This is a genomic window from Bacillus sp. A015, assembly GCF_053851875.1.
Window position 1 is genome coordinate 183,932 of sequence record NZ_JBSPZB010000003.1, and the last position, 11,585, is coordinate 195,516.

11 protein-coding genes are annotated in these 11,585 nt (G+C 41.1%); 10 read left to right on the forward strand and 1 reads right to left on the reverse strand.

Going from position 1 to position 11,585, the window contains the following annotated elements:
* Positions 1–8 precede the first annotated feature (8 nt).
* From fliS to ACSLGF_RS04210, 8 genes are all read left to right on the forward strand, one after another.
* Positions 9–413, forward strand: coding sequence for a flagellar export chaperone FliS (gene fliS, locus ACSLGF_RS04175; protein WP_456002831.1), 405 nt, complete (start codon positions 9–11; stop codon positions 411–413).
* Positions 410–751: a flagella biosynthesis regulatory protein FliT gene (gene fliT, locus ACSLGF_RS04180; RefSeq protein WP_456002833.1), complete on the forward strand. Its 342-nt coding sequence runs from the start codon at positions 410–412 to the stop codon at positions 749–751. Before fliS ends, fliT begins: the two co-directional genes overlap by 4 nt.
* A gap of 13 nt (positions 752–764) precedes the next feature.
* Positions 765–1,145, forward strand: a complete 381-nt coding sequence (locus ACSLGF_RS04185) for a hypothetical protein (RefSeq protein ID WP_456002835.1) — start codon at positions 765–767, stop codon at positions 1,143–1,145.
* 33 nt (positions 1,146–1,178) lie between these two features.
* Positions 1,179–2,864: a methyl-accepting chemotaxis protein gene (locus ACSLGF_RS04190; protein ID WP_456002837.1), complete on the forward strand. Its 1,686-nt coding sequence runs from the start codon at positions 1,179–1,181 to the stop codon at positions 2,862–2,864.
* Between the two features lie 189 nt (positions 2,865–3,053).
* Complete coding sequence (hpf, locus tag ACSLGF_RS04195) at positions 3,054–3,617, forward strand: ribosome hibernation-promoting factor, HPF/YfiA family (protein ID WP_099726378.1); 564 nt, start codon at positions 3,054–3,056, stop codon at positions 3,615–3,617.
* Positions 3,618–3,815: 198 nt separating this feature from the next.
* Positions 3,816–6,341, forward strand: a complete 2,526-nt coding sequence (gene secA / locus ACSLGF_RS04200) for a preprotein translocase subunit SecA (protein WP_456002839.1) — start codon at positions 3,816–3,818, stop codon at positions 6,339–6,341.
* 67 nt (positions 6,342–6,408) lie between these two features.
* Positions 6,409–7,510 (forward strand): peptide chain release factor 2 gene (prfB, locus tag ACSLGF_RS04205; RefSeq protein ID WP_456002841.1). Its coding sequence is split into 2 segments (ribosomal slippage): positions 6,409–6,480 and positions 6,482–7,510, totalling 1,101 coding nucleotides; the frame shifts between segments, so codons are not numbered across the junction.
* Positions 7,511–7,634: 124 nt separating this feature from the next.
* The gene (locus ACSLGF_RS04210) at positions 7,635–9,428 is read left to right on the forward strand and encodes a M3 family oligoendopeptidase (protein ID WP_456002843.1); all 1,794 of its coding nucleotides are present in this window, start codon (positions 7,635–7,637) and stop codon (positions 9,426–9,428) included.
* A gap of 66 nt (positions 9,429–9,494) precedes the next feature.
* Here ACSLGF_RS04210 and ACSLGF_RS04215 read toward each other — a convergent pair whose 3' ends face one another.
* On the reverse strand, positions 9,495–9,923 hold the full coding sequence (locus ACSLGF_RS04215) for an alpha/beta hydrolase (RefSeq protein ID WP_456002845.1): 429 nt from the start codon (positions 9,921–9,923) through the stop codon (positions 9,495–9,497).
* A gap of 186 nt (positions 9,924–10,109) precedes the next feature.
* Here ACSLGF_RS04215 and ACSLGF_RS04220 point away from each other — a divergent pair, with 186 nt between their 5' ends.
* Positions 10,110–10,961, forward strand: a complete 852-nt coding sequence (locus ACSLGF_RS04220) for a YitT family protein (RefSeq protein WP_456002847.1) — start codon at positions 10,110–10,112, stop codon at positions 10,959–10,961.
* A 48-nt stretch (positions 10,962–11,009) separates the two neighbouring features.
* On the forward strand, positions 11,010–11,339 hold the full coding sequence (gene cccB, locus ACSLGF_RS04225; protein WP_456002849.1) for a cytochrome c551: 330 nt from the start codon (positions 11,010–11,012) through the stop codon (positions 11,337–11,339).
* Positions 11,340–11,585 lie beyond the last annotated feature (246 nt).

An 11,585-nucleotide genomic window follows, 5' to 3' on the forward strand; every position in this document is an offset into this window, starting at 1 on the left:
TGTAATATATGGCAATACAGAACCCTTATGCCGCCTATCAGAAAAATTCTATTGAGACCGCAACATCTGCCGAGTTGACGCTTATGCTTTATGAAGGATGTTTAAAGTTTATTAGACTAGCGAAGTATGCCATTCAAAAAGAAGATGCTGAAACGAGAAACGTGAACCTGAAAAAGGCTCAAAACATCATCCAAGAATTAAATGTCACCTTAAATCGTTCCTATGATGTATCAAAGAGTATGGCAAGTATGTATGATTACATCTATCGCAGACTCATAGAAGCCAACCTTCAAAATGACGAAGAGATATTGAATGAAGTGGAGCAATACGTAACTGATTTTCGTGATGCGTGGAAGGAAGTCATTCAAACGGATCGAAAAGGGCGCCACCATTCTATTGGGGGATCTTTATGAGTATTGTTGACCAGCTCCATGACCAAACATTAAAAATGGCAGCCGAAATATCGGCAAATCCGCAAAGTGAAACGTTGGTTGAAGACTTTGACGCCTTTTTAATTGAGAGAGACGAATTAATGAGAGATATACAGCATGAGCTGTCCGATCAAGAAAAAGAGAAGATCAAAGAAATCATTCAAACGGATCAGCAGATGGCGAAGCAATTAACGGTGATCCAAAAAGGGATAAGAGCAGATATTCAAGCCATTCAAAGAAAGAAAACGAAACAGTTGAATTATCAAAATCCATACCAGCCCATGACGAGTGACGGCGTATACTACGATAAACGGAAATAAATAGGTGAGACCTGTGGCGTATCGTTCAAATGACTATATTTTATTAACCACATATTATGAACTTCTATATACGATAGAAGAGAGTCTAAAATATTTAGATGAAATTGAGAAGGATTTCGCTAAAACAGAAGGGGATCGGATCTTTAATGATCTGATCCATGCCTTCTTTCACTTAGAGACAACACACCCCCTTCTCCTTTCAATTATTGAAAATGAGCACTTTGCCAAGACGATTCGTTCGTTTGACCAAATTTTTATAAGTTTCGATATACTAGCTTTCTATACATTCCCTTCAAATCACTTCCAATCATTCCTGACATCATATTTTATACCTGAATATAGAAAGTGGATGGATGAAATACATGCCTGTATGAGGCCGTATGTCATTCATTAATTTTTGTTCAATTCAGACCATTCGGAGGAAATTATGAGACTAAAAAATCAATTTTCATTTGGGCTTATTGTCATATGTGTATTGTTTGTCAGTATTTTAGGGTTCTCAAGCTTTATCTATTACAAAACAGATCAATCCTATAAGGCGCTTCTTAACAAAGAAGTGAAGCTTTATCAGACCTCACTGGAATTAGAAGCACTTCTGCAAAAGCAGGAAGCACAGATCAAGACATATGTGGTTGTGCAAGACGCTGAGAATTTACAGAAGATTGAGCAAACATATGAAGATATTAATAAGAAAACAAATGAAGCTTCAAAACTTAGTGCTGTTAAACAAGCAAAAAATCTGTTAGAGCAAATTTCTGAACAAAATTACCTTTACTACACCTCAACCAATCGATTATTTAATTCACTGAATATGCAAAATCAAAAGGAATTCAACACCCGCCTCAATCAAGAATTACAGCCTATCGAACAAGAAATACATACCTTTACAAAAGAATTCGCACAAACACAATTGAAACAACGAGATCAAAAAATCAATCAGCTCAATCAAGACAGTAACCAATTATTGCTCACACTCATTCTTGTCAGTGCAGCGATTGTGCTCGCCTTTTTGGTGATTGGGATCAGATTCGTTCAGCGAATGACAAAACCGATTGTCTCTGTGACAAATGCCGCAAAAAGAATGGCCGATGGTGATCTCACAATTGAAGAGATTGAAGTAACCTCTAAAAATGAGATTGGCCAGCTCGGTACAGCCTTTAACCAAATGACGACTCATTTGCGTCAGCTCATTTTACAGGTGCAAAACGGATCAAAGCAATTAGCTGATTCTGCTGCTCAATTTGAAGAAACCATCAGCCAAACAATATCGGCTAGTGAGCAGACGTCTAGCTCGATTGAACAGGTCAGTAAAGCTTCAAGTGAACAATCAGATGCGGTCGGAAAAGTCGCTTCCGCCATTCAAGAGGTCTCGACTGGCATGCAAAATGCGGCTGAACACACATCCGATGTTTCGGGTCACTCAATTTCAGTGACTGAAAAGGCTGAAGAGGGAGCAGCCCTCATTCAACAGTTTGTGAAACAAATGAGCTCTATTAAGGAGTCTGTGAATGACCACCATTCCACAATGGCCAATGTACAAGCGCAGTTTACGGGCATTCAAGATCTGTTAGGGCATATCCACGCCATTGCCGACCAGACAAATTTGCTTGCTTTAAACGCAGCAATTGAAGCGGCAAGAGCAGGAGAACATGGAAGAGGCTTTGCGGTTGTAGCAGATGAAGTGAGGAAGCTGGCAGAAGAATCTAGTCAGCTGACAGATCAAATTAGTCAATTACTCACGAACGTGAACAAAGATACTGAAAAGTCATCACAATCGATGACGAAGGTTGAACGAGATGTAGCAGAAGGTGTGAAAGTATCGCAATTGTCTGAACAGAGCTTTCATGAAATACTGGCATCCATTCGTGATATCTCGATGAAAGCAGAGGAGCTGTCAGCCACTGCAGAGCAAATTTCAGCTAGTACAGAGGAAATTTCTCAAACGGTTGGTGTCATTGAAGAAGGAGCCAAACGGAACTCCGAAGAGACGGAATATATGTCGGCAGCTGTTGAAGAATCACTAGCGGCGAACGAAGAAATGAAAGCATCTGCGGAGGATTTGAAGTCCTTGTCTCAATCGCTGAAAACATCTATTTCATCTTTCAACATTTAAAAGCGCGCTGGTCTTTTTCAAGAATCAACCGAATATATATTCATCACCTATCAAGCAATAGTTGAAGCACCGCAAAATTCGACAAATTTCAATAAATATTCACATTTTTTTTACGTTTGAGCAGGAGAAAAGGAGGGAAAAGTAGAAATAGGTTTACATATCCTTAATTTTAAAGGAGGCGTTCTTTACATGAATTACAATGTCAGAGGAGAAAACATCGAAGTAACACCTGCACTAAGAGATCATGTCGAGAAAAAAATTGGAAAACTGGAGCGTTATTTTGAGTCAGATGTAGATGCTTCAGTCAACGTGAACTTGAAGTTTTACAACGATCAAGAATCTAAAGTTGAGGTTACCATTCCAATGACTGATCTAGCACTTCGAGCTGAGGTGCATAATGAGGATATGTACAATGCAGTAGACCTAGCAGCCAGTAAATTAGAACGTCAAATTCGAAAACACAAAACAAAAGTAAACCGTAAATTCCGCGAGCAAGGTGCGAAAAAGCACTTATTTGCTGGAGGAAACGGCACTGCCGATGTAGCGGTTCAAGATGACGAGGAAGTTGATGAAACAGAAATCGTCAGACAAAAACGCTTCAACTTAAAACCGATGGATAGTGAAGAGGCCATTCTCCAAATGAACATGTTAGGTCATAGTTTCTTCGTCTTCACAAATGCTGAGACAAATTTGACCAATGTGGTCTATCGCCGAAATGACGGTAAATATGGACTCATTGAGCCAAACGCTTAACCACCGGCTTCTGCTGATCTAAAAACAACCTAAAAAAAGTAAACCCGTTCCCTTGATCAGGGGCGGGTTTTTTGTGCGAAATCATTGCAAATTCTTTGGAAATGAAGGAAGGTATGGTATGATGAATGCAGGTAAATATGGACCTGTCAAACTTTTGGACATGCCGAAAAATTGCATGAAATAGAGGAGCGTTATTATATGCTTGGAATCTTAAACAAAGTGTTTGATCCTACGAAACGTACGATCAGCCGATATGAAAAAAAGGCAAATGAAATTGAAGCTCTCGCTCAAGATTTTGAGAAATTATCTGACGAGGCTTTACGAAATAAAACGATCGAATTTAAAGAAAAACTGGAAAAAGGACAATCAGTGGATGACCTGTTGGTTGAAGCATTTGCAACGGTTCGCGAGGCATCACGCCGCGTGACAGGAATGTTCCCATTTAAGGTGCAGCTCATGGGGGGGATCGCGCTCCATGAAGGCAACATCTCTGAGATGAAAACAGGTGAAGGTAAAACGTTGACATCAACGATGCCTGTTTATTTAAATGCTCTTTCTGGTAAAGGCGTCCACATTGTGACAGTCAACGAATATTTGGCAAGCCGTGATGCGGAGGAAATGGGCAAGATTTTTGAATTTCTTGGATTAACGGTTGGCTTAAACTTAAACAGTTTAGACAAAGATGAAAAAAGAGAAGCGTATGCCGCTGACATCACCTATTCAACAAACAATGAACTTGGCTTTGACTATTTACGAGATAACATGGTGCTTTACAAAGAGCAAATGGTTCAAAGACCACTTCATTATGCCGTCATCGATGAGGTTGACTCCATCTTAATTGATGAAGCGAGAACACCTCTTATTATTTCGGGACAAGCAGCGAAATCGACGAAACTTTACGTACAAGCAAATGCTTTTGTACGTACATTAAAAATAGAAGACGATTTCACGTATGATATTAAGACAAAAAGTGTACAGCTGACAGAAAGCGGAATGACGAAGGCGGAAAAAGCATTCGGCATCGAGAACCTGTTTGATGTCAAACATGTCGCGCTTAACCATCACATCGCTCAGGGCCTGAAGGCACATGTTGCGATGCAAAAAGACGTTGATTATGTCGTGGAAGATGGCCAAGTCGTCATAGTTGACTCCTTCACAGGACGTTTAATGAAAGGACGCCGCTATAGTGAAGGTCTGCATCAAGCCATCGAGGCAAAAGAAGGTCTTGAAGTGCAGAATGAAAGCATGACACTTGCAACGATTACGTTCCAGAACTACTTCCGTATGTATGAAAAGTTATCTGGTATGACAGGTACAGCGAAAACGGAAGAAGAGGAATTCCGTAACATTTACAACATGCAGGTTGTGACAATCCCGACCAATAAACCAGTGGTTCGTGATGACAGACCTGATTTAATTTACCGCACAATGGAGGGTAAATTTAAAGCAGTGGCTGAGGATGTTGCCCAGCGTTATATGACAGGGCAGCCAGTTCTTGTCGGAACGGTTGCTGTTGAGACATCTGAGCTCATTTCTAAGCTGCTCAAAAATAAGGGCATTCCTCATCAAGTGTTAAACGCGAAAAATCATGAACGTGAAGCGCAAATTATTGAGGAAGCAGGTCAAAAAGGTGCCGTCACGATTGCGACAAACATGGCGGGACGTGGTACAGACATCAAGCTTGGCGAAGGTGTGAAAGAACTGGGCGGTCTGGCTGTTATTGGGACAGAGCGTCATGAATCACGCCGTATTGATAACCAGCTTCGTGGACGTTCTGGTCGTCAAGGAGACCCAGGGATTACACAATTTTATTTATCCATGGAAGATGAATTGATGCGCCGATTCGGTGCAGAGCGGACGATGGCGATGCTTGATCGCTTTGGCATGGATGACTCGACACCAATACAAAGTAAAATGGTTTCTAAAGCCGTTGAATCTTCTCAAAAACGTGTTGAGGGGAACAACTTTGATTCCCGTAAGCAGCTTCTACAATATGATGATGTGCTGCGTCAACAGCGTGAAGTGATCTACAAACAGCGCTTTGAAGTGATCGATTCTGATAACTTGAAATCGATTGTCATCAATATGATTCAATCCTCTATTGAGCGGGCTGTTGGATCTTATACACCGAAAGAAGAGCTTCCAGAAGAGTGGAAACTAGATGGTCTTGTTGAATTAATCAACACGAACTATTTAGATGAAGGGGCCATTACGGTCAAAGATATCTTCGGTAAAGAAGCAGATGAAATCACGTCCTTCATCATGGATCGTATTAAAGAGAAATACGATGCAAAAGAAGAAACATTTGGCGATGAACAAATGCGTGAATTTGAAAAAGTCATCGTCCTTCGTGCGGTAGATTCGAAGTGGATGGATCACATTGATGCAATGGATCAGCTGCGTCAAGGCATTCATTTACGTGCGTATGCACAAACAAATCCGCTTCGTGAGTACCAAATGGAAGGATTTGCGATGTTTGAGCATATGGTGGCTTCAATTGAAGATGATGTGGCCAAATATGTCCTAAAATCAGAAATCCAAAACAACCTAGAACGTGAAGAAGTTGTTCAAGGTCAAACAACTGCTCATCAGCCTCAAGAGGGTGATGAGGAGAAAACAGTGAAGAAAAAGCCGGTACGTAAAGTTGTGGATATTGGGCGAAACTCACCATGTCACTGCGGAAGCGGCAAGAAATATAAAAATTGTCATGGGAAGACAGAATAAGTAATGGGAAGAGGTGAAAACCTCTTTCTATTCATGTCAGCCCCCATACATCTATGAGGTGAAGGATATGGAATTAGTAGAAATTAGACAAGAGCTTGAAAATATGGCTAGCAGGCTAGCTGATTTTAGGGGGTCTCTTTGACCTAGAAACAAAGGAAGCCAAAATCGCAGAACTTGAAGCGACGATGTCAGAGGCTGATTTTTGGAATGATCAGCAAAAGGCACAAGGTGTCATCAATGAAGCCAATGCACTGAAGGATTATGTCAATACATATCATGAGCTCAGTGAGTCACATGAAGAGCTGCAAATGACGCATGACTTATTAAAGGAAGATTATGATGGAGAGCTTCATGCAGAGCTTGAAAAAGAGCTGAAGAACTTAACAAAACAGTTTAACGAGTTTGAGCTGCAGCTTCTCTTAAGTGAACCATACGACAAAAACAATGCCATTCTTGAGCTTCACCCTGGTGCAGGCGGTACTGAATCACAGGATTGGGGTTCTATGCTCCTGAGAATGTACACTCGCTGGGCGGAGCGCAGAGGCTTTAAGGTTGAAACACTTGATTATCTTCCTGGCGATGAAGCTGGAATTAAGTCTGTGACATTGCTGATCAAAGGGCATAACGCCTACGGTTACTTAAAAGCAGAAAAAGGTGTCCATCGTTTGGTGCGTATTTCTCCTTTTGATTCATCTGGCCGTAGACATACATCCTTCGTTTCCTGTGATGTCATGCCAGAATTCAATGAAGAAATAGATATTGATATTCGTACAGAGGACATTAAGGTTGATACGTATCGTGCAAGCGGCGCAGGTGGTCAGCACGTCAATACGACGGACTCTGCGGTTCGTATCACACACATTCCAACAAATGTCGTGGTGACATGCCAAACAGAAAGATCACAAATCAAAAACAGAGAACGTGCAATGAAAATGCTGAAATCAAAACTCTATCAAAAGCGAATCGAAGAACAGCAGGCAGAATTGGATGAAATCAGAGGAGAACAGAAAGAAATTGGCTGGGGCAGCCAAATTCGCTCTTATGTATTCCACCCATATTCTCTTGTGAAAGACCATCGAACCAATACGGAGATGGGAAATGTTCAAGCGGTCATGGATGGAGATTTAGATTCATTTATCGATGCTTATTTACGTTCGAAATTATCATAAAAACTCGGCTTCTTGCTGGGTTTTTTTAATTGTGAGAAAATATAATGAATATAAAGGAATACATACGCCATACTGACTCTATATCCTTTGTATGATGAAATTAGCAAATAAAGGGGGAAATACTTTGGGATTAAAACCATTACAAGAGACGTGGGATTTAGATGCCTTTTTTAAAGGAGGCAGTTCTTCCCCAGAATTTATGACATACTTGCAGCACATTCAGCAGCTGCTAGATGAATTACGCCAAAAGGTGGATGCCTTTTCAAAAGAAGATACACACATTGAAAGCAGGTTAACGTCTGTTCTTGACACGTATGAAACCACATATAAAAAACTGTCTCAAGCAGGTTCATTTGTATCTTGTCTACAATCTCAAAATACAAAGGATATGAAGGCAGGCAGTCTTCGAGGGAAGATTGCCAAGCTGGAAGCCGAACTAGGAACCATTCTTGCGCTGTTTGATCAAGCGCTTGCTGCAATTCCTTCGAACAAGTGGGAAGAACTGATGAATGCAGAAGCCTTCTCAGATGTTCGCTACATATTAAATGAACGCAGAGAGCGTGTGAAGGATCAACTTCCTGTTGAACAAGAAACGTTGATTCAAAAATTAGCCGTAGATGGATATCACGCATGGGATGAGCTTTATTCTAGCTTAGTGAATAAGATTACCATTCCATTTGAGCAAAATGGTGAAACGCAGATGATTTCTGTCGGCCAAGCGGAAAATGCGATGGATGATTCAGATCGTGAAGTCAGAAAGGCCGTTTATCATAACCTAGAGCATGCATGGACGCAGGATGAACATTTATTTGCAAGCACGCTCAATCATCTCGCTGGCTTTCGTTTGCAAGTGTATGAAGCAAGAGGCTGGGATCATATTTTAAAAGAGCCGCTTGATATTTGCCGGATGAAACAAGAAACCCTTGATGCGATGTGGTCTGTGATTGATGAACATAAGCAGCCATTCATTGATTACCTACAACGTAAAGCTGACATGCTTGGGGTTGATAAGCTGAGCTGGTTCGATGTTGGGGCTCCTATTGGCAGTGAGACCAAAATTTATCCTTATCAAGAAGCAGCTGCTTTTATTGTGAAACATTTCGCTGGATTTGGAGAAGAGCTTGCTGCCTTTACGGAAAAAGCCTTTAATGAACGCTGGATAGAAGCTGAGGATCGTCCAAACAAACGTGTAGGCGGCTTTTGTACAAATTTCCCCGACAGCGGAGAATCGCGCATTTTTATGACCTTCTCAGGAAGTCCATCCAATGTTGCGACACTAGCGCATGAGCTTGGTCATTCGTTCCATCAGGAAGTGATGCAGGATGTTCGCATTCTCAATCGTAAATATGCGATGAATGTAGCTGAAACGGCGTCGACATTCGCAGAAATGATTGTGGCTGATGCTTCATTAAAAGAGGCGGCAAATGAAGAGGAGCGTCTCAGTTTGTTAGAGGATAAGCTGCAGCGGAGTGTGGCGTTCTTCATGAACATTCAATCTCGTTTCTTATTTGAACAGCGCTTTTATGAAGAGCGTAAACATGGAGAAGTGCCGGCTGACCGGCTGAATGAGCTGATGGTAGAAGCGCAGAAGGAAGCTTTCGGGGACTCTTTAGATGAATACCATCCGCATTTCTGGGCATCTAAACTGCATTTCCATATTACAGGTGTACCGTTTTATAATTTCCCTTATACATTTGGTTATATGTTCTCGCTAGGTATTTACGCAAAAGCATTGCAGGCTGGTACATCGTTTGAAGAGAAATACATCGCCTTATTAAAGGATACAGCTTCAATGACAGTAGAAGATTTAGCATATAAGCATTTAGGCGTCGATCTCACCCAAAAAGCATTTTGGGAAGAAGCCATTTCTCTGGCAGTAGCAGATGCCGAAGAGTTTTTAGAAGCGACGAAAAAATAATAAATGAAAAGCTCTCCATTACGGGAGCTTCAGATTGTTGACAAAGGGCTAAAATGAACTTTATTTTTAGCCCTTTGTCTTCTTTTCAACGTGAGCGGCAGCTGTCCCGCCAAGTGAATGACCGCCAATATACCAGTGTTTGATGGCTTGATGATCCTTGATGATGTCCTGTGCTTTCTTTGTATTGAAGATCGCAAAGGAAAATGGCATCTTGGGGATAAAGACAGAATAGCCTTTTTTCATTAGCGCATCCCCTATATAGGCGTAAGCAAGTGGTTCCACCTTTGCCCCGGGATAGAGAATGATGCCAGTATCGCTTTTTGAAGCTTCAAATGCATAAACCCCGTTTTTATGTTCCACTTGCTCGATGTTCACCTGCTTTTTTAATGCTTCGGATGGTCCATACGTAAAGCGGCTCCATGTATAGAAGACACCAAAAGCTAAGATCATCAGTACAAGTAATGTAATGCCAGTAATCTTCAGTATTTTCTTCATCGCATGTCCCTTTCACATGTACATATTAAATATACCATCACTTTCTCTCATGCCAACCGCCGAATACGCTGATCCGGCTGTGTGATAAAGTATTAATCCATTAGCACTGCATTTGGCTGTTATTTACATTCTGTATAGGAGGGCTTAAAATAGGTGTGCATTCAGAAGTAACGGAGGAAGAAAGACATGAAGCAGGGACATCATTCTCAATTTTTGATCGAAGTGAAAAATTATCTGTTCATTTTAATAGGATCAGCCATCGTGGCGATTGGATTTAATACGTTATTATTACCGAATCAGATTGCCGCTGGGGGTGTGAGCGGAATTAGTACCATTATGCAGTCATTCGGTTTTGAAGCGGCATATGTGCAGTGGGGACTTAATATTCCGCTGTTTATCGCTGGTTTTTATTTATTAGGCGGTACATTTGGTGTGAAAACACTCGTTGGCTCTATTTTTTTACCTTTGATGGTGTTCTTAACAAGACAAATTGCTCCTGTAACACATGAAGCACTGTTAGCAGCCATTTTTGGTGGAGTGGTGATTGGAATCGGGATAGGGCTCGTGTTCCTTGGGAATGGATCAACGGGTGGAACGGCACTCGCTGCCAAAATCATTAATAAATACACAGGACTGACGCTTGGCACATGTTTAGCAATGATGGATGGCCTGATTGTCCTCGCTGCCATGACTGTTTTTGGAATCGAAGAAGGACTGTACGCTGTCATTGGTGTATTTATTTCGAGTAAAACAATTGATATAGTACAGGCCGGCTTCAGTCATTCGAAAATGGCGATGATCATTACAGGGCATGAGGATGAGGTCAGACAGGCGGTTTTTGATCAAATTGACCGTGGTGTGACGAAGATCTCGGCAGTCGGAGGATATACCGATCATGACCGTCCGATTCTCATGTGTGTGGTTGGGCAAACACAATTCACAAAGTTGAAACAAGTCGTGAAAGCAATCGATGCATCAGCATTTGTCATCGTGATGGACGCAAAAGAGGTGCTTGGTGAGGGTTTTAAAAGGGCGTAAACAAGGATATAATAGCGTTGAACAAATGATTGTAAGGGAGGGAAATAGATGAAAAAGAGCGGATTAACACTTCTATTTATGGCCATGTTTTTTGTACTTGCGGCTTGTGGAGGAAATTCAAGCAGCAGTGACAAGGAAGGCAGTAAGAGTGCTTCTACTGTGAGCAGTGGTGAGGAAATTTATCAGCAAAACTGTATTGGCTGTCATGGGAAAGATTTATCTGGCGGCGGCGGACCAAGCCTGAAAGAAGTAGGGAAGAAATATAACGAAAGCCAAATCGCAGACATTGCACAGAACGGTAAAGGGTCTATGCCAAGCGGGATGGTAGATGAGAAGCAAGCGAAAGAAGTCGCAAAATGGCTTGCAGAGAAAAAATAAAACTTTGTCTAATCGACAAGGTTTTTTTATTTTCTATATGTAGAAAAAGACTTTTGAATAGTATGAAAGCGTATTATATTAAATTCATTTAAAAAATAAGGGTAAAAAGGCATGTTTTTCGGTTTTGGTTGTTTTATTTACCTTTTATTTATAAGTTTTGAAATATAAATGTAATACCATTGCGTCGATTCATGACGTATAATTGGAGTTGTTGAAATTTAAATGATCAATTTTTTCATCTTTTTG

Excerpts from the sequence above, each read along its gene's own strand:
- fliS (WP_456002831.1), top strand. The coding sequence starts at position 9 with ATGGCAATACAGAACCCTTATGCCGCCTATCAGAAAAATTCTATTGAG.
- fliT (WP_456002833.1), top strand. The coding sequence starts at position 410 with ATGAGTATTGTTGACCAGCTCCATGACCAAACATTAAAAATGGCAGCC.
- ACSLGF_RS04190 (WP_456002837.1), top strand. The coding sequence starts at position 1,179 with ATGAGACTAAAAAATCAATTTTCATTTGGGCTTATTGTCATATGTGTA.
- hpf (WP_099726378.1), top strand. The coding sequence starts at position 3,054 with ATGAATTACAATGTCAGAGGAGAAAACATCGAAGTAACACCTGCACTA.
- secA (WP_456002839.1), top strand. The coding sequence starts at position 3,816 with ATGCTTGGAATCTTAAACAAAGTGTTTGATCCTACGAAACGTACGATC.
- ACSLGF_RS04215 (WP_456002845.1), bottom strand. The coding sequence starts at position 9,923 with ATGAAGAAAATACTGAAGATTACTGGCATTACATTACTTGTACTGATG.
- ACSLGF_RS04220 (WP_456002847.1), top strand. The coding sequence starts at position 10,110 with ATGAAGCAGGGACATCATTCTCAATTTTTGATCGAAGTGAAAAATTAT.
- cccB (WP_456002849.1), top strand. The coding sequence starts at position 11,010 with ATGAAAAAGAGCGGATTAACACTTCTATTTATGGCCATGTTTTTTGTA.